The sequence below is a fragment of the Hornefia porci genome (assembly GCF_001940235.1).
GTDB classification, from domain to species: Bacteria; Bacillota; Clostridia; order Peptostreptococcales; family Anaerovoracaceae; genus Aminicella; species Aminicella porci.
In genome coordinates this window covers 870,667-892,057 of sequence record NZ_MJIE01000001.1, presented here as the reverse complement: position 1 = coordinate 892,057, position 21,391 = coordinate 870,667, and the positions used below count along the sequence as shown (strand labels likewise).

19 protein-coding genes are annotated in these 21,391 nt (G+C 53.0%); 13 read left to right on the top strand and 6 right to left on the bottom strand.

The genetic code is table 11. The features are described 5' to 3' along the window. The first annotated feature begins 5 nt into the window (after positions 1-5). The 3 genes from BHK98_RS04290 (at position 6) to BHK98_RS04280 (ending at position 3,293) form a co-directional block, all read left to right on the top strand. Positions 6-707 (top strand): metallophosphoesterase, encoded by a 702-nt coding sequence (locus tag BHK98_RS04290; protein WP_075712346.1) that lies wholly within the window; start codon positions 6-8, stop codon positions 705-707. A gap of 33 nt (positions 708-740) precedes the next feature. After that, positions 741-1,919 (top strand): phosphopentomutase, encoded by a 1,179-nt coding sequence (locus BHK98_RS04285; RefSeq protein ID WP_075712345.1) that lies wholly within the window; start codon positions 741-743, stop codon positions 1,917-1,919. Between the two features lie 66 nt (positions 1,920-1,985). Continuing rightward, a complete protein-coding gene (locus BHK98_RS04280; protein WP_075712344.1) occupies positions 1,986-3,293 on the top strand; it encodes a pyrimidine-nucleoside phosphorylase in 1,308 nt (435 codons plus the stop codon). Between the two features lie 95 nt (positions 3,294-3,388). Here the strand turns inward: BHK98_RS04280 and BHK98_RS04275 are convergent, their stop codons facing one another. From BHK98_RS04275 to BHK98_RS04260, 4 genes are all read right to left on the bottom strand, one after another. Then, positions 3,389-3,796 carry a hypothetical protein gene (locus tag BHK98_RS04275; RefSeq protein ID WP_075712343.1) on the bottom strand — a complete coding sequence of 136 codons (408 nt, stop codon included), beginning with the start codon at positions 3,794-3,796 and terminating at the stop codon, positions 3,389-3,391. A gap of 206 nt (positions 3,797-4,002) precedes the next feature. Then, positions 4,003-4,596 (bottom strand): PepSY domain-containing protein, encoded by a 594-nt coding sequence (locus BHK98_RS04270; protein ID WP_075712342.1) that lies wholly within the window; start codon positions 4,594-4,596, stop codon positions 4,003-4,005. A 171-nt stretch (positions 4,597-4,767) separates the two neighbouring features. Then, a complete protein-coding gene (locus BHK98_RS04265) occupies positions 4,768-5,466 on the bottom strand; it encodes a response regulator transcription factor (RefSeq protein WP_075712341.1) in 699 nt (232 codons plus the stop codon). Positions 5,467-5,510: 44 nt separating this feature from the next. Then, positions 5,511-6,632, bottom strand: coding sequence for a sensor histidine kinase (locus BHK98_RS04260; protein ID WP_075712340.1), 1,122 nt, complete (start codon positions 6,630-6,632; stop codon positions 5,511-5,513). Positions 6,633-7,257: 625 nt separating this feature from the next. Here BHK98_RS04260 and BHK98_RS04255 point away from each other — a divergent pair. From BHK98_RS04255 to BHK98_RS04240, 5 genes are all read left to right on the top strand, one after another. Continuing rightward, entirely contained in the window at positions 7,258-8,787 is a 1,530-nt protein-coding gene (locus tag BHK98_RS04255) for an alanine/glycine:cation symporter family protein (RefSeq protein ID WP_075712339.1), read from the top strand. 360 nt (positions 8,788-9,147) lie between these two features. Beyond that, a complete protein-coding gene (locus BHK98_RS13995) occupies positions 9,148-9,303 on the top strand; it encodes a hypothetical protein (RefSeq protein ID WP_342718741.1) in 156 nt (51 codons plus the stop codon). Then, the gene (locus tag BHK98_RS04250) at positions 9,300-10,346 is read left to right on the top strand and encodes an MATE family efflux transporter (protein WP_342718740.1); all 1,047 of its coding nucleotides are present in this window, start codon (positions 9,300-9,302) and stop codon (positions 10,344-10,346) included. The genes BHK98_RS13995 and BHK98_RS04250 overlap by 4 nt, the downstream gene beginning before the upstream one ends. Before the next feature lie 173 nt (positions 10,347-10,519). Continuing rightward, entirely contained in the window at positions 10,520-11,320 is an 801-nt protein-coding gene (locus tag BHK98_RS04245) for a LytTR family DNA-binding domain-containing protein (protein ID WP_075712338.1), read from the top strand. 47 nt (positions 11,321-11,367) lie between these two features. Then, on the top strand, positions 11,368-12,510 hold the full coding sequence (locus BHK98_RS04240; RefSeq protein WP_075712337.1) for an Ldh family oxidoreductase: 1,143 nt from the start codon (positions 11,368-11,370) through the stop codon (positions 12,508-12,510). Positions 12,511-12,537: 27 nt separating this feature from the next. On the opposite strand, the gene BHK98_RS04235 is transcribed toward BHK98_RS04240, so the two are convergent. Further along, positions 12,538-15,144, bottom strand: coding sequence for a cation-translocating P-type ATPase (locus BHK98_RS04235; protein ID WP_075712336.1), 2,607 nt, complete (start codon positions 15,142-15,144; stop codon positions 12,538-12,540). Between the two features lie 374 nt (positions 15,145-15,518). Here BHK98_RS04235 and BHK98_RS13485 point away from each other — a divergent pair, with 374 nt between their 5' ends. The 4 genes from BHK98_RS13485 to BHK98_RS04220 all read left to right on the top strand — a co-directional run bounded on the left by BHK98_RS13485 (position 15,519) and on the right by BHK98_RS04220 (position 20,034). Beyond that, positions 15,519-15,677, top strand: coding sequence for a hypothetical protein (locus BHK98_RS13485; protein ID WP_158024458.1), 159 nt, complete (start codon positions 15,519-15,521; stop codon positions 15,675-15,677). Between the two features lie 257 nt (positions 15,678-15,934). After that, entirely contained in the window at positions 15,935-18,148 is a 2,214-nt protein-coding gene (locus BHK98_RS04230) for a metallophosphoesterase (RefSeq protein WP_158024457.1), read from the top strand. A 5-nt stretch (positions 18,149-18,153) separates the two neighbouring features. Continuing rightward, complete coding sequence (locus tag BHK98_RS04225; RefSeq protein WP_075712334.1) at positions 18,154-19,308, top strand: YibE/F family protein; 1,155 nt, start codon at positions 18,154-18,156, stop codon at positions 19,306-19,308. A 297-nt stretch (positions 19,309-19,605) separates the two neighbouring features. After that, positions 19,606-20,034 carry an Hsp20/alpha crystallin family protein gene (locus tag BHK98_RS04220; RefSeq protein ID WP_075712333.1) on the top strand — a complete coding sequence of 143 codons (429 nt, stop codon included), beginning with the start codon at positions 19,606-19,608 and terminating at the stop codon, positions 20,032-20,034. 92 nt (positions 20,035-20,126) lie between these two features. On the opposite strand, the gene BHK98_RS04215 is transcribed toward BHK98_RS04220, so the two are convergent. Further along, the gene (locus tag BHK98_RS04215) at positions 20,127-20,753 is read right to left on the bottom strand and encodes a LysE/ArgO family amino acid transporter (protein WP_075712332.1); all 627 of its coding nucleotides are present in this window, start codon (positions 20,751-20,753) and stop codon (positions 20,127-20,129) included. Between the two features lie 119 nt (positions 20,754-20,872). Between BHK98_RS04215 and BHK98_RS04210 the strand changes: the two genes are divergently transcribed. Further along, positions 20,873-21,211 carry a winged helix-turn-helix transcriptional regulator gene (locus tag BHK98_RS04210; RefSeq protein ID WP_075712331.1) on the top strand — a complete coding sequence of 113 codons (339 nt, stop codon included), beginning with the start codon at positions 20,873-20,875 and terminating at the stop codon, positions 21,209-21,211. Positions 21,212-21,391: the final 180 nt, after the last annotated feature.

The window sequence follows — 21,391 nt, the reverse complement described above, 5'->3', positions numbered from 1 at the left end:
AATTAATGAGCATATATGCGATCGGGGATCTGCATCTGTCCTTTGATGAACGGATTCAGAAACCAATGGATATCTTCGGCGATCTGTGGACCGACCATTCCGCACGGGTCAGTGAGAACTGGCGCGGCACGGTCCGCGACGGCGATACGGTGCTGATTCCGGGAGACGTATCATGGGGTCTGCGTCTGGATGAGGCGCTGGCGGATTTCCGCTGGATCCACGGGCTTCCGGGACGAAAGGTGATTACAAAGGGAAATCACGATCTGTGGTGGACATCCATTAACAAGATGAATCAGATGTTCGATGACATTCTGTTTCTTCAGAATCACTGTTACGCCGTTCCCGGAACGGAGACCGTCATCTGCGGGACGAGGGGCTGGATCTGCCCCGGGACGGAGGGCTTCGACGAACATGATCAGAAGATCTACGACCGGGAGCTGATCCGTCTGGAATTCTCCCTGGAGGAGGCGAGGGCTATGGGCGCGCGGGACATTATCGCAGCGCTTCATTATCCTCCCACAAATGATAAGCTGCAGCCTTCAGATTTCACGGAGATGCTGTCGCGGTACCGGGTGAGCACCTGCGTTTACGGACACCTGCACGGGAAAGAGAATTTCGGCCGCGGACTGAAGGGAACGATGAACGGGGTGGAATACCGGCTGGTATCGCTGGATTATCTGAAATGTATGCCGGAGAAGCTTCGGTGACAGAGGAAATACATGAACTGAGGTGAATCGATTATGAAGAGAGTCATACTGATGATTATGGACAGCATGGGAGTAGGAGAGGAACCGGACGCGCCGGCGTACGGAGACGCCGGTGCGAACACCTTTCTACACGCCGCGGAGAATACGGAAGGCTTCCGTATCCCGAACCTGCAGAAGCTGGGACTTGGGAACATCGAAAACGCCGGAGGCGGGAATTTTGTACTCCCGAAAGAAAAAATCACAGGCTCCTTCGGGCGCATGCGCGAGATGTCCCGGGGGAAGGACACCATCACAGGACATTGGGAAATCTGCGGCATCGAGACGCTGACGCCGTTCAAGACCTATCCGGACGGATTTCCGAAGGAATTTATTGAGAAGTTCGAGGCGGCCATCGGAACGGAGGTGCTGGGAAACTATCCGGCTTCCGGAACAGTCATCATCGAGGAGCTGGGCGATGAGCACGAGGCTACAGGAAAACCCATCGTCTATACGTCCGCGGACAGTGTCTTTCAGATCGCGGCGAACACGGATGTGATTCCGCTGGAACGGCTGTATGAAATCTGTGAAACCGCCCGGGGAATGCTGGTGGGAGACTGGGCCTGCGGCAGAGTGATCGCCCGGCCGTACATCCGCAGAGACGGAAAGCGGATCCGCACCGCGGACCGAAGAGATTATGCGGTGGCGCCGCCTGAGCCCACGCTGCTGGACAAGGTATCCGCGGCAGGGCAGACGGTATATGCGGTCGGGAAGATTCACGATATTTTCGACGGCCAGGGCTGTACAGTCTCCGTTCACACCGACGGAAACATGGACGGCGTGGACAAAACCCTGGAGGCAATGAAGGAGGACTTCGGCGGATTGATCTTCACGAACCTGGTGGATTTTGATTCTTTATACGGGCACCGCCGGAACCCTTCCGGATACGGACGCGCGATTATGGACTTTGACAAACGGATTCCGGAAATTCTGGCGGCGATGAAGGAGGAGGACATTCTCGTGATTACCGCGGACCACGGAAACGATCCGGTTCACAGCGGCTTCGACCACACGCGGGAATATGTGCCGGTTCTGATCTGCGGCGCAGGCGTGCGTGCGGGCGTGGACATCGGAACCAGAAAAACCTTCGCAGACTGCGGCCGGACCATCGCCGAATATCTGGGCGTGGAGAAAACCGCTATGGGCGAGAGTTTTCTGAAGGATATAACTGAGTAATGACCAGCAGGCAGAGCCCGGAGCAGTTTACCCCGGGCTTTCCCTTGCGCTGAGAGGTGGGATTTTATGGATATGCAGGATATTATCATCAGGAAGCGGGACGGCGGCGCGCTGTCACCGGCGGAAATCAGATTTTTCGTAGACGGATATGTCCGTGAGGAAATTCCGGATTATCAGGCTTCCGCACTGCTGATGGCAATTTATTTTCAGGGACTTGACCGCGGAGAAACAATGGAGCTGACTGAGGCGATGCGGCGCTCCGGGGATACGGTGGATCTTTCCGCTGTTCCGGGAATTAAAGTTGACAAGCACTCCACGGGAGGAGTGGGGGACAAAACCACGCTGATCGTCGGTCCGATCGCCGCGGCCTGCGGCGTGCCTGTCGCCAAGATGAGCGGACGCGGTCTCGGATTTACCGGAGGAACGGTGGATAAGCTGGAATCCATTCCGGGGCTTCGGACGACGTTGGAGCCGGAGGCGTTCATGAAGCAGGTGCGGGAAACGGGGATCGCGCTGATCGGGCAGTCGGGACATATCACGCCGGCGGACAAAAAACTGTACGCCCTGCGCGATGTGACAGGCACGGTGGAAAACATGAGCCTGATCGCGTCCTCCATTATGAGCAAAAAACTGGCTGCCGGCAGCGACGCCATCGTTCTGGATGTGAAGTGCGGGAGAGGGGCGTTTATGAAATCGCAGGAGGACGCCCGCAGGCTTGCGCAGATTATGGTGGATATCGGCGCTGACGCCGGGCGCCGGACGATCGCGATGATTACGGATATGAGTCAGCCGCTGGGTGACGCGGTAGGAAACGCGCTGGAGGTGCAGGAGGCCATTCATGTGCTGCGCGGCGAAGGTCCGGAGGATATCACGGAGCTTTCTGTGGAGATCGCCGGTGCCATGATTTATCTGGGCGGCCGGGTCAGGACCTATGAAGAGGGAGCGTATGTGGCCAGGCAGGCTCTGGTGAGCGGCGCCGGACTGGAGAAATTCCGTGCGCTGATCACGGCTCAGGGGGGCGATCCGCTGGTGTGTGACGATCCCTCGATTCTGACTGTGAGTCCGTCCGAGTGCGACGTTATCGCACAGGAAACCGGATACATCCGGCAGATCGACGCAGAGCAGATCGGCATCGCTTCACAGCATTCCGGCGCGGGCCGGGCGACAAAGGAAGACAGCATCGATCCCGGTGCGGGAATTCTGCTTCATGTGAAGGTAGGGGATCACGTGTCGAAAGGGGACGTTCTCGCGTCTGTCTTCAGCAGCGGCCGCAAGAAGGCGGATGCTGCGGCCGCGCAGGCCCGGAAGGCCTACATCATCGATAAGAAAAAACCGGAAAAACCGACGCTGATAAAGGAAATCATCGGGAAATAAACTGCGGTATTGCGCCGGCTCTTGCAGAGCAACGTATGAAGCCGTCCGGTTCTGTGCTGGCGCTAGCAGAGCAGCGTGTAAAGCCGGCTGTGGCGCTACACGGATTCGCAGAAGCTGTCCAGATTCTTCAGGATCCAGTCCATGCTTTTCGGGATCCGTGCGGCGTCCGGCGTCTGACTGAAGTCCAGAACCTGCTGCCGCAGATCGCCGTCCCGGAAAACAAAGCACTGACACAGACGGAAGATGTTTTTATAGGACCGGGCGACTTCCGGAGGAAGACGAAGGTCGCGCATGGCGAAATCAATGGCGACGATGCCGGAACGTATCCCGACCTGACGTCGGTCGAAGACGTATTTTGCCGCGGCAATCCGGCGCTGGCGCTCCATTTCTGCGGGGTGCTCGCCGAACTCCGCATACAGCCCGTCCAGAATTTCATCACGGATGCCCGTCAGAACCTTCCGGTTCAGGGCATCGGCATCCGTATTTTCTTTCTTTGCGTTCATAGAAGAAACCTCCTGCTTCGTATTGTACCATAATTCCAGCCAGGGCGTTTGCTTTTTCTCCGCTGGTGGGACTTATTCCGAGTGCCTTTTCCGTGAACCGCATCACAAAAAAAAGACTGCGAAGGCAGTCTTGCTGTTAAATGCGGCAGAGGGCTTCGGAAACGGCGAAGCCCTCTGCCGCATTAGTCAGCGCCGGACAGTGCTGATCAGTCGTCGTATTCATAGCGGTCGTCGTCGATGTCGTTCCGGTCGTCATGGTCCTCGTCCATTTCTTCAACGACTGCCCTGGTGGAAGCATTCACCATATAACTGTGCACGACTCCCTTTGTATCGAGGTATTTGAATTCGTAAAAGAGCGCGCCGTTTTCTTCTTCCAGTCCGTCTGACACGATGTCCGCGCTGTCCTTGAGATTCAGATGCTTTTTGAGCACCGACAGAGCTTCGCTTTCCGTGCAGCCGGCTTTTTTCGCAAGCTCGGCAAGTGCGCGCTGCTCCTGAGCGTCTTCCGGATCGTTGTTGTCATCCGTGAGTCGGGTCGGGGAGGTTTGAGCGTCTGTCGCTGTTGTCTTCAGAGTATCCGTCTGACCGGCGGCCTGCGCATTCAGTTTTGTTTCATACCGTGCCTCCAGCTTGTCTTCATAACGCTCCAGCGCGTAATTGGCAACGGGCAGTGTGATCGCCGCGATTATGACGAATGCGGCGGCGGCAGTCATCAGTCTTTTGTGCCTGCCGATAAAACTCCGCGCCTCAGTCATTGTCAGTTTCCCGGAAATTCCCTTCTTCTTATTCTTATCCTCCATAAAATTCTCCTCCTTTGTGTCTGCTGCGACGTTTACGTCACAGTCTCCTGTTTAGTAAGCATTTTCAACTGCTGGACATAGTATAGAGGAAAAAAATTAAACTGATTTTAACAGCTTATTAATATTTTATAAACTCCGGAATTTTTTTCACGGATACGGAATTCGCGGCGGTTACAGAATTGTAAATCGATATCCGGCGCCCCAGACGGTCTCGATGTAACGGGGGTTTGCAGTGTCCTCTTCGATTTTTTCCCGGATTCTGTTGATGTGAACCGTCACGGTAGAGGTGTCCCCGCAGGCGTCCATGCCCCAGATCCGGTCGAACAGGGCGTCCTTCGAAAACACGATGTTCGGGTTTGATGCGAGGAAACAAAGCAGTTCGTATTCTTTGTTCGTCAGAGCGACCTCCGAGCCGTTTACAAAGACACGGTGGGAAAGTGTATCGATTTTCAGTCCGCCGACCTCAATGACCTGCGTTTTCACCGGCTCGCGCGCCTCGCTGAGCAGTCTTTCGTGTATCCGAATGTGCGCCCGGACTCTTGCCACCATTTCAGAGGGGCTGAACGGCTTGATTATGTAATCGTCCGCGCCTAGACCGAGTCCACGAATTTTGTCAACGTCTTCTTTCCTTGCTGTCACCATGATGATCGGTGTGTTTTTGTTCCTGCGCACCTCACGGCAGATGTCAAAACCGCTGGGGCCGGGGAGCATGACGTCAAGCAGGATCAGCGCGTATTCCTCCTCCGTCGCCAGGCGCATGCCCTCGAATCCGTCGGATGCGATGACCACCTCAAATTCCGCGGCTTCAAGATAATCCCGCTCCAGCGCCGCAATCAGTTCATCGTCTTCTGCAATCAGTATTTTCTTCATAGGTCAACTCCTTTCGGCTCCAACAGACGGCCGGCAATTCGACTTCAGCGCACAGCCGGCAGCTCGATTTCAATGCTCAGGCCGTCCCGGTTGAAGGCGCGCACACTGCCGCCGTGCCCCTCCGCGATGCTCCTCACGATGGAGAGCCCCAGGCCGCTGCCTTCGCCGGCGTTGGTTCTGGCTTTGTCGCCCCGGTAGAAGCTGTCGAATATTCTCTCAAGCTCGTCTTCCGGAACGCCGGGGCCGTCGTCGGAAACTGTGATAAGCGCCGACTGACCGTCCGAACGGACATCCACGCTGACGGTGACTAAGTCCTTCTGGCTGTATCGCAGGCTGTTTTCAAAGAGATTGACGAAAAGCCGCTTCATTTCCCGGGGATCAATCATGGCCACAGGTTCGGGGGACTGCGCTTTGTACAAAATATTTATCCGGTCGCGCTCTGCGCCGCTCAGATAGTCGTCGATCAGGGAGGAAATGTACGTGCCGAGCCCGGTTCTCTGCAGGTTGTAATGAAAGGATGAATTTTCCAGCCTGCTGAACAAAGAAAGGGTCTCGACTAATGATTCCAGGTCGGAGGTGCGCCGCTGTATCGCCGCATAGTAACGCTCCCGCTTTTCATCTGTATCTGCAATGCCGTCCCGCAGACCCTCGACGTAGCCGCGGATGGAGGTCAGAGGCGTGCGGAGATCGTGAGAGATTCCACTGATCATCTCACGTCTGTACTGATCGTATCGGATCCGTTCCTCTACCGACTGCTTCAGACGGATGCGCATCTCATTGAAATCCCTGCACACTTCGCCGATTTCATTGTTTTTGCTGTAGGTGATCTCTGCATCCAGATCTCCGTTTCCTATGCGTCGCGCGCCTTCCCGGAGTTCCTCAAGCGGACGGATGATGGAGCGGCTTATGATTCCGGTCAGAATAACGCTGATCAGAATAACTGCGCCGATGAAAATCACCGCAATTCCGCCGGCAAGCGCAAGCAGCGATGTTTTCAGATCCTCAAAATCTCCGATATCCAGATGCCCCTCCTCGAAAATTTCTTCGAGCCCGTCCATCCGGTGCTCAAATATATCTCCGATTACCACAGAAGCAGCCAGCGCCATGGCAGCCGGCAGCAGGATCATCAGCAAATTGGAAAGAATCAGTCGTTTCCTGATTGTCATAGAGATACCTCCCTCGTATCAGAGACCCGGTGCGGATTCTGCGCACGCCGAGCAGGAGAACTTCTGCACGACTCCGGCGCACTTGCCAGCGTGCCTCTTCGGTGTGTTTGCGAGCTGTGCGCTTCTCCAAGCGTTTGCGAACTGTGCACCTCTTCGGCGTGCTTGCGAACGGTGCGCCTCCATCTCGAGTATGTACTGATTATTATACTATATCTGAGCGTCGATTGACATCCCCGGATCCGCATGGTCGATGTGAAGATGGTGAACGGCGAAAACAGCTTCTCTTCACGACTGTTGCAGTCAATTCAGTCAGGCAGCGCCGGGAGATCAGATATTCTGAAGTTCAGCCTATCACGTCAACGAAAATATTCTGTAAATAATTTATTAAATTATTATAAATTCCGTGGGAGAGCAGGTGTATGGTGGCTATAGCCTCGCGCGCTCGTGGGAATCCGCCGCTGCGGCGGTTCTGCAATTGGTTGAATCGCGGTTTTTTTCCGAAATATCTCGCATGTACTCGATTTTTTTTGAGTTTTTTTGAATTGAATATTCTATTATATAACATAGAGTTATTATTTGCCGTATGGCGGTGAATCTTTTTCGCAATAATTGAAAGGAGTTTTTTATGTTAGACAGCTTAGCAAGTACATTGAACGGCTTTCTGTGGGCTCCGGCACTTGTCTATCTCGCACTGGGCGTAGGCATTTTCCTGTCGGTCGGAATGAAGTTCCCGCAGTTCAGGCTGATCAAGGATATGGTGCATCAGCTTGTCAGGGGAGGATCCAGTGAAAACGGAGTTTCCTCTTTCCAGGGTTTTGCCATGGCGCTGGGAGGCAGAGTCGGTACCGGAAATATCGCCGGTGTGGCAAGTGCTATCGGAACCGGCGGTCCGGGCGCAGTATTCTGGATGTGGATGATCGCGCTTGTAAGTGCGGGTTCTGCGTTTTCCGAGTCGGCGCTGGCTCAGGTGTACAAAAGAAAGGTACTGAATCAGTACAGAGGCGGCCCGGCTTACTACATCGAAAAAGGACTGAAGGCGAAACCGCTGGCGATCATCTTTGCCTGTGCGACTATCCTGGCGATGACCGTTACAGGTCCGACCGTTCAGGCTAACGCGATTTCCACAGCATTCAAGGGTCTGAACCTCAATATCAGCCCGCTGGTTGTCGGCGTAGTGATCTTCGTACTGTTCCTGCTGGTTACTATCGGCGGACTGAAGAGAATCGGCTCCTTTGCATCGTATGTCGTGCCAATCATGGCGATTGTATATATCGTACTTGCGATTATCATTCTGGTTGCGAACGCAAAACAGATCGGACCGATGTTCGCACTGATTTTCCGCTCCGCATTCAATCAGGAAGCTTTGTTCGGAGGAATCTTCGGGCAGTGCGTCATGATGGGCGTTAAAAGAGGAATCTACTCCAACGAAGCGGGCTGGGGCTCCGGTGCGCACGCTGCAGCTACGGCTGAGGTTTCTCATCCTGCCAAGCAGGGACTGGCGCAGGCGTTCTCCGTTTACGTTGATACGCTGATGGTCTGCACCGCAACCGCGCTGATGATTTTGTCCACCGGATGCTACAACGTTCTGGCGCTGGATGGAAAGAGCTTCATCGTCGAAAATCTTCCCGGCGTAGAAGCAGGTCCCGGTTATGTTCAGAGAGCGATTGATACCCTGATTCCGGGATTCGGAGCACCGTTCATCACCATTGCAATCTTCTTCTTCGCGTTCACAACGCTGCTGTCTTTCGCAGTCTATGCGGATGCGAACATCCAGTATATCATGAGTGCAGTTTCCGATAAGGCAAAGAGATATGCATACTTCATCGGCGTTATCATCATCGCTACTTTGTCGCTGTTCGCATCCATGAAGGATATGACGACGGCGTGGAACTATGCGGACGTCGGTGTAGGAATCATGTGCTGGCTCAACCTGCCGGTGCTGGCACTGATGGCACCAAAGTCCTTCAGGCTTCTGAAGGATTACGAATACCAGAAGCATCTGGGTCTGGATCCTGTCTTCATTCCGGAGGATATCGGGTTCGACAACTGCGAACTCTGGGATGAGATTGTCGAGGAGAAGTATTCTGATCTGAAAGCGGCCAAGAGAGCGGCGGAATCCAAAACCGGCGTTACCGAGGCAGAGGCGATTAAATAATCATCGGAAATTTGAAGAACCGCAGATGCGGATTCAGATTGCGTGATTACGACAGTTACAAAAAAACATTCCCGCGTTCATAACGGATGCGGGAATTTTCGTCTTTGTGCTCCCGGAACAGTTTTCGGCAGGTCACCTTACTTTCGCTTTTCCGCATTTTTTTCTCCTCCGGTTTTTTTCTCCCCGGGCCCCTTGACAACAAAAACGGTTTCCTGTAAGATGGCAGTGTTCATCGGAGGGTGCATTAAATCAGAACACGTTAATGGGCTGGATAAGATGTGCAGGCTGAGACGCCTGTAGATCTTATCCGGTTTTTTTGTTTATAGGAAGGCACAGGAGAAAATGACGAGGAGGAAATGTATGAGAAACAATGAAAAAAATCTGACGGACGGACCGATTCTGAGTACGCTGGTCAAGTTTGCTCTGCCGATTCTGGTGGCGCTTTTCCTGCAGGCCATGTACGGCGCGGGGGAGCGGGCAGAATCGCCGGGGCGAGTCTGGTGCTTTTTTTTGTGATAGGCGCAGTGCTGACGATCGCGATAGGCGCGGGCGCAGGAGGAATCGCCTCCGTCATGCAGGCTCCGGCGCACGCGTTCGTACCGACGGTCGCCTACATTCGTATTTGCGGAGCCGGGTCGGTCGCGATTGTACTGTATAATTATATCGGTGCTGTTTTCCGCGGCATGGGCGACTCGGCGACGCCGGTCATTACAGTTACGATTGCGTGTGTTTTCAACATAGGCGGAGATCTGATCATGGTGGCGGGGTTTCATGCGGGAGCCGCCGGAGCTGCGGGCGCAACCGTCGCGGCGCAGATTATATCTGTCGCGGCATCGTTTGTCATCATCCGGCACAAAAAGCTTCCCGTTGATTTCGATCGCCGGATGCTTCGCTGGAATACGGCGCTTTCCGCGAATATCACATCTGTCGGGCTGCCGGTCGCGCTGCAGGATTTTCTCGTGAGTGTATCGTTCCTGATCATCCTGGCGATTGTAAATTCACTGGGGCTGGTGGCCTCCGCAGGCGTTGGCGTGGCGGAAAAGGTGTGTACCTTTATCATGCTGGTGCCGAGCTGCTTCATGCAGTCGGTTGCCGCTTTTGTGGCGCAGAACAATGGTGCGGGAAAGGAGGAGCGCGGATTTCTGGCACTGCGGTACGCCATTCGGATCTCGGTGCCGATGGCAATTCTGATGTTTTACTTTACTTTCTTCCACGGGGATGTGCTGGCCGGCATGTTTTCCGGAGACGGAGATGTGATTTCGGCCGCGGCGGATTACCTGAAGGCTTATGCCGTCGATTGCCTTCTGACATGCTTCCTCTTTTCCTTCGTGGGGTATTTCAACGGGATGGCGAGGACAAAATTTGTTATGGCGCAGGGACTGATCGGCGCGTTTTGTGTCCGTGTGCCGGTATCGTTCCTGATGGCACAGGTCAGGCCGGTTTCTCTCTTCCATATTGGTCTGGCCACTCCGTGCTCGACTATTCTGCAGATTGTGCTCTCGGTCGCATATCTGTACCTGCTGCGGCGCAGGGAGCTTGAAGGAACTTTGCAGGCGTGAGATGCCTCAGCGCCTGACGGGGAAGGCTCTGTCACAAAGAATAATGCGAAAGGCTTCGGCGTGGAAGGCGTTCGGGCGTTTTTCACGCGGAACCGGTTGAAAATACGTGGAATATGGATTAAAATTTATTACAGATCACAAAGCTTTTAACGGAGGAATTGCAGGCATACAGCATGAAAAAGGAATTGACATTGAAGGCGGTCGAACTGACCGAACGGGTTCTGCGGGATTTTCATCAGAAGAATACAGAAACGGTCTTTTCTTTGTGCACGCCCGATATGACGTGGATCGGTGCGCAGAAGGGGCAGTTTGATATTGGCCTGAAGGCTTTCCGGGATGATCTGGAACGTGTGGTTGCAGATATGTATCCGTGCCATCTGGCCAATCAGGAATTCCTTGTGACACAGAATGAAGGAAAGACCTGTACGGTGATCGGCCGGTATCTGGTTATCAGCGATGAGGACTCGCCCGGAGCGCTTGCGGGAGAGCAGCGATGCGTGTTTGTCTACCAGCTGATTGACGGCGAACTCAGAATCCGTCATATCAGTACGACGAGTCCGATCGGCGAGGTCATGGTCTCCGGGAATGAAAACTTCGTCCGCTCCCTCGGGGTAACCTTAAAACAGTATATCGCCTATCAGGTGGAAAAACGGGACCGGCGTGTCATGGTAACGGACGAGGAGGGTGTGCTGCATGTCATGCCTGAATCCCGGATTCTGTATATTCAGGCGTCGCGCAAGCAGTGCAGCATTATGCTGGAATCCGGTGAGATGACGATTCGGGAAACGATTACACAGATGAAGGAGAAGACGAGCGAGGACTTCGTTCTGATTCATCGCAGCTATCTGATCAATATTCATCATGTGAAGCGGATTCAGAGGGACGAGGCGGTTATGGACGATGGAACGGAAATTCGTTTTCCTGAGAAAAGGAGGGCGGAACTGAAGGCGCTGCTGAAGGACAGGTTCCGCTGAAGTCCGTGGAAAACAGAATTAATGAAGAACAGGAGTATGAAAGAGTTATGGCAATTCAGTTTGATGAAAACGGAGTGATTGATAATGAGACGCGTCCCTTTGTCCCATGGGAGACAGCCGGCGGTTTCATGACGGATGTTTTCCGGGCAGTGGGCGTACCAGGAGAGGATGCTGAAATTTGTACGGACGTTCTGCTTGAGAGCGACCGCAGAGGAGTTGAAAGCCACGGATGCAATCGGTTCAAGCCGATTTACATCGACCGGATCGACGCCGGAATTCTTCGGCCGGTCACCGAGCTTGAGATTCTGAAGGATACGCCGACGACGGTGGTGGCGGACGCACATGACGGAATGGGAATGGTGGCGTCCCGCAGGGTTATGGAGATGCTGCTGGAAAAAGCTTCGCGGTATGGACTGGCGATGGGAGCGATACGCAATTCTTCACATTACGGAATTGCCGGATACTGGACGACCATGGCGACTGATCGGGGGATGATCGGGATTTCCGGAACCAACGCCCGCCCGTCTATCGCGCCTACCTTTGGCGTGGACAATATGATGGGAACCAATCCGCTGACTTTCTCGCTTCCCACCGACGAAGGGTTTCCGTTTATTCTGGATTGTGCGACCTCTATTACCCAAAGAGGAAAGATTGAATTTTTCGCAAGGAACGGACGGGACACTCCGGCAGGTATGGTGATCGGAAGGGACGGACGCGCCATGACCGACAGTGAAGCGATCCTGAAGGCGCTGACGGAGGGAGAGGCGTCTCTTGCTCCGCTGGGAGGAATCGGCGAGGAACTGGCGGGCTACAAAGGATATGGCTATGCCGCCGTTGTGGAAATTCTCAGCACGGCGCTGGCGGACGGACTGTTCATGAAGGAACTGACCGGCAAGAATCCGGACGGATCCGGGCGGCCCTATCATCTCGGGCACTTTTTCCTGGTTATTAATCCGGAGTTTTTCAGCGGTGAGGACGTCTTCCGGAAGAAAACCGGAGATATCCTGCGAGCACTGCGCTCCTCCGCCAAAGCTCCGGGAGCAGTTCGCATCTTCACTCCGGGTGAGAAGGCGCATCTGATCCGCGAATACCGGAAAAACAGGGGCGTTCCGGTAGGGAAATCGCTTCAGAAGGAATTCAGGGAGCTTCGCGACCGGTTTAGCCTTCCGTATCGCTTTCCGTTTGAATGAGAACACAGGCTGACCGGGTTTTGGAACTTATTGTTTCCGGTGTTCCTGAACTACCTTGACAGCCTGGATGACTGCGGTAGGAAGGAAGGCAAGGGCGTAAATCATGCCGTACTGACATGCGGTGAGATCCGCGATCATGAACAGCGGACGCAGGAACGGCACGAACAGAACCAGGTTCAGAAGGAGCAGCCCCAGGAAGAACGCACCGATGGTATATTTGTTGCTGGTCAGCCCGAGCCGGAAAATCGAGTGTCTGCTGCGGCAGTTGAAGCCGTGGAACAGACGCGCTATCGTCAGTGTGGAGAAGGCCATTGTCATGCCGGTCATGTGGCTGACCTGCATTCCCAGATGGAAGGCAGTCATCGTTACGATGGCGATCAGAGCACCCTGGAAGAAGATCCTGTGCAGAAAGTCTTTTGTCATAATTCCCTGGTTCGGGTCACGCGGCTTCTCATTCAGCAGATCTTTTTCGGGATTTTCCATGCCGATTGCCAGAGCCGGAAGTGAATCTGTCAGCAGATTGATGAACAGCAGATGCACTGCGGCAAAGGGAACCGGGAGAGCGGCCAGGGAAGCGTAAAGAACCGCAAAGATTCCGGCCATGTTTCCGGAAAGCAGAAATTCGATGGAATTTTTGATATTGCGGAATACATTCCTGCCATTGGCAACAGCTTTGATGATTGTCGCAAAATTATCGTCTGTCAGAATCATGGCGGCGGCGTCTTTGGAAACTTCTGTTCCGGTGATTCCCATGGCGACGCCGATATCGGCCTTCTTAAGCGCGGGCGCATCGTTGACTCCGTCGCCGGTCATTGCGGTGATGTGTCCTTTGTTCTGCCACGCATCAACGATCCTGATTTTGTTTTCCGGGGATACGCGGGCGTAGACAGAAATTTTCTCTACCTTCTCATTCAGTTCATCCTCGGACATCGCATCCAGCTCCAGGCCGGTTACGGCGAGATCGCCCTCCTCAAAGATCCCGATTTTCTTCGCGATGGCAGTAGCGGTGATTTTGTGGTCCCCGGTAATCATGACCGGGCGGATTCCGGCGCGTTTTGCCTCTGCAACGGCTTCCATGGATTCCTCCCGGGGAGGATCCATCATGGAAATCAGTCCGATGAATGTATAGTCGTGTTCATCCTCCAGTCCGATCTCGCGGTCGGCAGGAGCGTCTTTGTAGGCAAAGGCCAGAACTCGCAGTCCGTCCTGCGAGAACTGCATGTTGGCCTGTACGATCCGTTCTCTGTCTGCGTCGGTGATGGAGCGGATTCCGTCTGATGTCAGCAGCCTTCCGGAGCGGTTCAGCAGGACGTCCGGAGCGCCTTTGGTGAGCAGAAGCTCCTCTCCGTCAATTTCATACCGGGTGGTCATCAGTTTACGGTCAGAATCGAAGGGGATTTCCTCCAGACGGCTCATCTGCGCGCGGATGTCCTGATGAGGAACATTTATATTTTCAGCCATTTCCAGCAGACAAAATTCGGTTGGGTCGCCGATTGTCTGCCCGTCGCGCAGGGAAGAATCATTGGTCAGAATGGCGTTGTACAGGAGCATCCGGTGAATCGGATCGTCCAGCGTCAGCCTGGAGGAGGGAATAACGTGCTCATCAATGTAGACGTCCTGAACGGTCATTTTGTTCTGCGTCAGTGTGCCTGTTTTGTCGGAGCAGATTACTGAGACGCTTCCCAGACTTTCAACAGCCTTGAGTTCTTTGATGATGGCGTGCTCCCGAACCATTTTTTGTGTTCCCATCGCCTGAACGATTGTGACGATGGAACTGAGGGCCTCCGGGATTGCGGCGACGGCCAGTGCCACAGCGAACAGCAGGGAATCAAGAATAGAGAGTCCGCCGCGGAAGAGACCCAGAAGGAACACGATGGCGCAGATAACCATGATGACGACGGCCAGACGGCTGCTGAACTGATCAAGGCTTCGCTGAAGAGGTGTTTTCTTCTCTTTGGTGGCATTCATCATGGAAGCGATCCGGCCGATTTCCGTGTCCATTCCGGTAGCGGTTACGGCGATTACAGCGCGGCCGTAGGTGACCAGAGAGCCGGAATATACCATGTTGACGCGGTCACCGAGAGGAACCTGCCCGTCGATCACACCGGAGCTTTTGTCTACATTGGTGGATTCTCCTGTCAGGGAGCTTTCATTTACCTGAAGTGAAAAGCTGTCGATGACGCGTCCGTCCGCAACCACCATATCGCCTGCCTCCAGAACTACGATGTCGCCCGGTACAACCTGTGTGGAATCGATTTCCTGTGTCACGCCGCCGCGGATGACCTTGGCACTCGGAGAAGCCAGAGACTTCAGGGAGTCCAGAGACTTTTCGGCTTTCTTGTTCTGCACGGTGCCGAGTACCGCGTTGATGATCAGTACTGCGAAGATCACCAGTGTGCTCTCTGCATTGCCGGAGATCATGGAAATGACCGCCGCGATGATGAGAATGATGACCATCAGATCCCGGAACTGTTCTGCAAACATCTGCAATACAGTTTTTCGTTTTCCCTCCCGGAGAGCGTTCAGTCCGTGCTTTTCCAGCAATTCAGATGCCTGAGCACTGCTCCATCCGGCCTGGGTCTGCCCCACCCGTTCCAACACCTCTGAAACGGTCTGCTGATAATATTCCTTCATGTTCGTTTCCTTTCCTGCCTTGTCATAATGCGGCCCCGGCGCCTGATAAAAAAACGAGACCTTTCATCCGGCTCCCGTGTTCGGAGCCGGTATGAAAAGTCTCGTCACCATATCGAATCGATGGCTACAGTACCAGGTATGTTACCGCGATTGTTGATACTGTATTCTGACTACTCCCTCTTCTGTGCGCAGTGCACAAGCTTTCGTTTCCGAAATTATACATACAGACGGGGGACGTTGTCAAGAGAAAGTTTAAAAAAGATTGCGGGGGCGCCGGCGGTGCCGGCGGTCTGACACGACGTTTTCACAAAGTCTGATTGCAAAAAACCGCGATATCATATATAATCAGGGTGCAGGAAGGGAGCGGAACGCGAATGAGCAATAAACCTAAAAATTATCGGAATCCGGAGAAAAAACCGGTTTATACAGAGAAAAAGAGCAATGGAAAAAGTCTGGCGCTGAAGATCTTCATTGTCGGACTCTGTGTCGTCATGGCGATTATGTTTTCAATACCGACACTGCTTTTTAACTGAAACTGTATATGAAATCGACACGAAAAGCCCGCAGGCGTTGTTCTGCGGGCTTTTGTACTCTTAAAAATAAAAGCTTTTGTATCTTTTGGGGAGAACAGTTTTTCCGTATAATGAATTTCATTCGGGCACCATAATATTTTCTGCGAAAGTTCTTTGTTTACAAATAATTAACGCTGGCAGGCATGCGGTTCTTACAGACGTATGATATCCTCTCTGTATCAGATCTGAAGTTGACAGAAGTAAAGGATGGTAAAGAGATGGTTAAATTACGAGGTTTGTACAAAATTTCAGCCCTCGCGCTTTCATTCATGATCGTCGCGGGAACGGGAAACCTGGCGCAGATGACAGACTCCGACATATATGCGGAGAACGTGTCGGGTGCGGCGACGACAGACAGGGTAGTGAGCACTGATGGGACAACCTGGCGCTACCTTGACAATAACACCAAACCGGCGGCCGGCTGGGACAGCAATGCGGATTTCGATGATTCCGCCTGGTCTTCCGGGAAGGGAAGCTTTGGAGCGAAGAACGGTAAGATAGCCGATCTGGGCAGCGGCTTTGTTCCGAATGTGCTTCTGAACCAGTACATCAGCGGAACCTCAAACGACGTTCCTGTCTACTATCTGAGGACAAAATTTGATATCGATGATGTTGATGTCAGTCAGGTGAAGGAAATCACAGGAACTGTCCTGTACGATGATGCGGCGGTTGTAACGATCAACGGCAAGAAGATAGCCGGATTCGATGACGGCTCGTTCGACGAGAACGGGTACGGCGGCTCCAACGCCGGGGCGCCGAAGACCGGTACTGTTTCAGCTGCCAGCGACGGCATAGACATCGGCAGCCTGAACCTGAAGGCAAAGGATAATGTTCTGGCGGTGGAACTGCATCAGGGCAGAGCGAACAGCTCGGATATCTACATTGATCTGAAGGATCTTACAGTGAGCACGGTCCTTCCACAGAAAGAAGTTCGCGACGTGTCTCTGCAGATCGGGGCGGATGAAACAAAGAGAAATCTGACCTGGCTGGGAGAGTCCGGGAAAGCGTCTTATGCGCAGGTGGCGGTCAAACCGTCCGGATGGAAAGAAGGCGACGAGTTTCCGGAAGCTTCCGCCGGAAAATACAGAGCCGATCAGGTAAAGAGCGGAGTCAGCGGATTCTATTCCAACAAGACGGTACTGAAGAACCTGGACGAATTCACATCATACATTTACAGAGTGGGAAATGATGACGGATGGTCGGAAACCTACACTTTTGCAACGCAGGATCTGGGGAAAAAGGATTCCTTCAGCTTTCTGTTCGCCGGAGATCCGCAGATCGGTGCCAGCCGCAATACAGAGAATGACACAAAGGGCTGGGTCAATACGCTGGATTTCGCGACAGAGAAGTTTCCGCAGACAAGCTTCATCCTCAGTGCCGGAGATCAGATTAACGACAAAGGCGATTCAGAAGAATCTCAGTACCAGGGATTCTTTACGCCGGATGAGCTGCAGTCTTACGCACTGGCGCTGAATGAAGGAAATCATGATTCCGGAAGTACACTGTACACAGCGCATGGAAATATTCCGAACGTGTCTTTCCTGGGACGTGTAGACAGCTCCGGCAAATCCAGCGGAGACTACTGGTATATGTATAACGGGGTTCTGTTTATGAATCTCAACTCCAACAACAGGAGTACCAGTGAGCACAGAGCGTTTATGAAGCAGGCGCTGCAGGCAAATCCGGACGCTCAGTGGAAAATAGTCAGTTTCCATCATTCCATCTACAGCGCGGCGAGTCATGCGACAGACGATGATATCCTAGAACGCAGATCAGAGCTGCCCCGGATTTTCTCCGATCTGGACATCGACGCTGTACTGATGGGGCACGATCACTGCTATACCAGAACCTATCTGATGGACGCCAACGACCCGCAGACTTCGGACAGCAACTCCGTTACGGATCCGAAAGACGGGCAGGTGTTTTATCTGACCGCGAATTCCGCGTCCGGAAGTAAGTATTACAAATATAATAATGATTCCCTGACGGATTTCATCGCGCTGAAGGACCAGAGCAACTGTCCGACCATTACCAATGTCGAAGTTACGCGGACGAGCCTGACCTTTACGACATATTTTACGGATACAAAGGAAATGCCTGTTCTGGACTCATTCAGGATCACACGTACAGATACGGAGCAGAAAGCAGAGCCGATAAAAATCAGCAAAGAGAAAATCAGAAAAGTTAAAGCAGGAAAGAAAAAGATTTCTGTCAGTTACAGTAAGCTTGCAAAGGGCGTAAAATATCAGATCAGTTACAGAAAGGCCGGAAGCTCCAAGTGGAAGAGCATTAAGAGCACCCGGACCTCCAAAACGATCAGAAGCCTGAAATCCGGCAGCAGATACAAGGTCCGGGTCAGAGGCTATAAGACAGTGAACGGTAAAACCTGCTATGGTAAATGGTCTGAAAGCAGGACTGTAAAAGTCAGATAGAGTTAATGAAGAAAAGAAATAACAAAATACAGGATCTGATAACTGCAGGGGCAATGACAGTCATTGTCCTTGCTGTGCTGATCTGGAACCACGCAAATCCGGTCGACAGCCGGATCTATGAGTCTGATTCACTCAATTATTATAAGGGACATGTAACCGGAGTCGCGGAGGAATCGCTGACCGCCAGAGACAATGAGGGAGCGCGCAGACTGGGATACCAGAAGCTTGAGGTTCACATTGATCAGGGCACGCTGAAGGGCAGAAAACTCACGATAGACAACGATGTCACTAACACGCATCATATTATCTGCCGTAAAGGAACCCGCGTGATCGTCAAGGTTGACGGTTCCCCGGGAGTTAAGCTGTTCTACAATATATATAACTACGACCGTACTCTGGGAAGAATTCTTCTTGTGGGAGTATTTGCGGTGCTGCTGCTTGCTGTCGCGGGGCACAAAGGACTGCGTTCACTGCTCGGCCTTGCTTTTGCGATGGTTATGATTCTGGGATTTCTTTTGCCGGCACTGTTTCACGGGTATTCACCTGCGGGGGTGACATTCATCACGGTAACGGTGATTATCGTCAGCGCCATGACGCTGCTGAACGGCTGGAGCCGGAAAACATGGGTCGCAGTTGCGGCAACGGTTCTCGGTATGGCCGTGGCATCGGCCGTATATGTGGTTTTCTCAGGAATCATGCATGTAAACGGATATAATTTGGAGGCGGCGGAGGAATTGATCCTGATCCGGCAGAAATCGGGTCTCAGCGTATCCGGTCTGCTCTTTGTCAGCATTGCGGTGTCAAGTCTCGGTGCATTGATAGACATCGCGATGTCGGTGGTTTCGGTCCTGTTTGAGATATGGGAACAGAAACCGGACATCAGAAGTGATGAGCTTTTTCGTTCGGGAATGAACATCGGAAGAGATCTGGCCGGAGCGAACTGCCAGACGCTGATCCTCGCGTTCACAGGCTCCGTGATAACGACGCTGATGGTGATAATTTCCTATGGCTATCAGTTCAACCAGATGATAAATGCGGATTTCATAAGCATTGAGCTGCTTGGAGGGATGACCGCGGCAATAGCGGTGATTCTGACAGTGCCGTTTTCTGCGCTTCTGACGGCGTTAGCGGTGCGATGGAGCCGCAGGGTTTTCGGATAAACCTTCTCGGAACTCTGCAGAAGGCCGCCGAATATGCTCTCTGCATGATTGATATTTCAAGCATATTCGGGGATCCAGCACACATTAAATGCAGAAATAAGCAACGAAAAAACTTTTTTAAAAAATTAGCACTCACCTATTGACAGTGCTAACAAAATGAGTATAATGATACTTGTAAGGAGGAACGAAGGAAACAGAAAGAGATAGGGAGACAGAGATTAACAGAGATCAGGGGAACCTGATCAGAACAGACAGACAAACAGGCAGAGATGCCGATATTAAAAGGAGGTATTTACTATGTTGTTACCGAGCATTTTTGGAGACAGATTTTTCAACGATGATTTTATGGATTTCCCGCCGTTCCGTGGAAACCGTGTAGAAAACACTTTGATGAAGAGCGACGTGAAAGACGCCGGAGACCATTATGAACTGCATATGGATCTGCCGGGATTTGACAAGGACAATGTTAAAATCCAGTTGAATGACGGCGTTCTGCAGGTAGAGGCGACCACGTCCACAAGCAATGACGAGAAGGGCGAGGACGGTTCCTACATCAGAAGAGAGAGATTCCAGGGAACCTGCACCAGGAGCTTCTATGTCGGCGATGACGTCAGACAGGAGGATATCAAGGCCAGATTCGATCAGGGCGTTCTGAAAATCGATGTGCCGAAGGCAGAGGCCAAACCGGAGATCGAGCAGAACAAATACATTGCAATCGAAGGATAATTTTCCCATACAGAAAGGGGGCTGCGCATAACACGCGGCCCCCTTTTCTGTATGTACGCCGGACAGGGCATGGGTTTAACGGGTGAAAGCCCTTATCCGAACATCACGGCGGCCAGCCGTACAAAGCTGACCAGCAGTTTTGCCCCGTAGACCATGATGATCGCGCCGCAGATGATGTTGATGGCGCGGAATACTTTGTTGTTGATGCGGGACTGGAGCAGCGAAACAACCGTCGGCATCACCACCCACCAGGACAGGGAGGCGAGACAGACAGCGATGATGAACCGTGTGCCGTCCGCACCGTTCAGGGAGGTGCGGAAGGCGCCCAGCATCATGCTTCCGTCGATCCACGCCTGCGGATTGGCCCAGGTCACGAAGCAGGCGGTGGTGAATACCTTCGCGACAGAAAGCTCAGATTTACCCTCATCGCCCTCAATGGTGCTTTTGTCCCGGAAAATCGAAAATCCGATCCACATGACCACCAGCGAACCGGCGCCGAGAACCGCCAGCTGCAGCCAGCGTGAGGACTGCATGATTCCTCCCACGCCGTAGAAGCACGCCAGCGCGCAGACGATGTCGCAGAAGAAGACGCAGAATGTCGTCAGCCAGATGCGACTGCGCCGCTGAGTCAGCGCCGTATTGATGACGAAGATGTTCTGCGTTCCGATGGGCATTACATAGGCAAGGCCAAGAGTGTATCCCTGAATAAATGCGCTCATAATTTTTCTCCTAAGTAGTAATTTAGCACTTGATTTCTTTTTGCTATTTATATAATATGGCAGCAGGAGAGAAAACGCAAGAACGCATTTTTTTGTTACCTGGTAAGGAGGAGATGACCATGATCGAAACGCATTACAATTGTCCGTGCCTGGAAACCTGCCCCCTGAGCCGCTCCATGGATCTGATCGGAGGAAAGTGGAAGATGCAGATCATCTGCACGCTGAACAACGGTGGGCCGACCCGCTACAACGAACTGAAACGCCGCATGGACGGCGTGTCGAACACAGTGCTCGCCCGGGCGCTGAGGGAACTGGAGTCGGTAGGGCTTGTGGAACGCAGAGAATACATGGAGGTGCCGGTGCGTGTGGAATACAGCACTACCGAAGCCTGCGACGCACTGATTCCGATTCTCGACCAGCTGTCTGAGTGGTATGAGGCGTATGAGGCGGAACGGTAATTCCGTGTGCAGCCGGGGAATCGAAAAAAGCCGGTCGTTTTCACACAGATTTTTTTTGTGACAAAGGCAACAGGAGCCGGATTTTGTGCTATTATAATAGAGTCTGCTCATTAAGTCCCCGTCGGACCTAATGAGCGCTGACGGCAGTTTGTCAGCAGCGCCGCGGCGAACGCCGCAGAA

Excerpts from the sequence above, each read along its gene's own strand:
- BHK98_RS04290 (WP_075712346.1), top strand. The coding sequence starts at position 6 with ATGAGCATATATGCGATCGGGGATCTGCATCTGTCCTTTGATGAACGG.
- BHK98_RS04285 (WP_075712345.1), top strand. The coding sequence starts at position 741 with ATGAAGAGAGTCATACTGATGATTATGGACAGCATGGGAGTAGGAGAG.
- BHK98_RS04280 (WP_075712344.1), top strand. The coding sequence starts at position 1,986 with ATGGATATGCAGGATATTATCATCAGGAAGCGGGACGGCGGCGCGCTG.
- BHK98_RS04275 (WP_075712343.1), bottom strand. The coding sequence starts at position 3,796 with ATGAACGCAAAGAAAGAAAATACGGATGCCGATGCCCTGAACCGGAAG.
- BHK98_RS04270 (WP_075712342.1), bottom strand. The coding sequence starts at position 4,596 with ATGGAGGATAAGAATAAGAAGAAGGGAATTTCCGGGAAACTGACAATG.
- BHK98_RS04265 (WP_075712341.1), bottom strand. The coding sequence starts at position 5,466 with ATGAAGAAAATACTGATTGCAGAAGACGATGAACTGATTGCGGCGCTG.
- BHK98_RS04260 (WP_075712340.1), bottom strand. The coding sequence starts at position 6,632 with ATGACAATCAGGAAACGACTGATTCTTTCCAATTTGCTGATGATCCTG.
- BHK98_RS04255 (WP_075712339.1), top strand. The coding sequence starts at position 7,258 with ATGTTAGACAGCTTAGCAAGTACATTGAACGGCTTTCTGTGGGCTCCG.
- BHK98_RS13995 (WP_342718741.1), top strand. The coding sequence starts at position 9,148 with ATGAGAAACAATGAAAAAAATCTGACGGACGGACCGATTCTGAGTACG.
- BHK98_RS04245 (WP_075712338.1), top strand. The coding sequence starts at position 10,520 with ATGAAAAAGGAATTGACATTGAAGGCGGTCGAACTGACCGAACGGGTT.
- BHK98_RS04240 (WP_075712337.1), top strand. The coding sequence starts at position 11,368 with ATGGCAATTCAGTTTGATGAAAACGGAGTGATTGATAATGAGACGCGT.
- BHK98_RS04235 (WP_075712336.1), bottom strand. The coding sequence starts at position 15,144 with ATGAAGGAATATTATCAGCAGACCGTTTCAGAGGTGTTGGAACGGGTG.
- BHK98_RS13485 (WP_158024458.1), top strand. The coding sequence starts at position 15,519 with ATGAGCAATAAACCTAAAAATTATCGGAATCCGGAGAAAAAACCGGTT.
- BHK98_RS04230 (WP_158024457.1), top strand. The coding sequence starts at position 15,935 with ATGGTTAAATTACGAGGTTTGTACAAAATTTCAGCCCTCGCGCTTTCA.
- BHK98_RS04225 (WP_075712334.1), top strand. The coding sequence starts at position 18,154 with ATGAAGAAAAGAAATAACAAAATACAGGATCTGATAACTGCAGGGGCA.
- BHK98_RS04220 (WP_075712333.1), top strand. The coding sequence starts at position 19,606 with ATGTTGTTACCGAGCATTTTTGGAGACAGATTTTTCAACGATGATTTT.
- BHK98_RS04215 (WP_075712332.1), bottom strand. The coding sequence starts at position 20,753 with ATGAGCGCATTTATTCAGGGATACACTCTTGGCCTTGCCTATGTAATG.
- BHK98_RS04210 (WP_075712331.1), top strand. The coding sequence starts at position 20,873 with ATGATCGAAACGCATTACAATTGTCCGTGCCTGGAAACCTGCCCCCTG.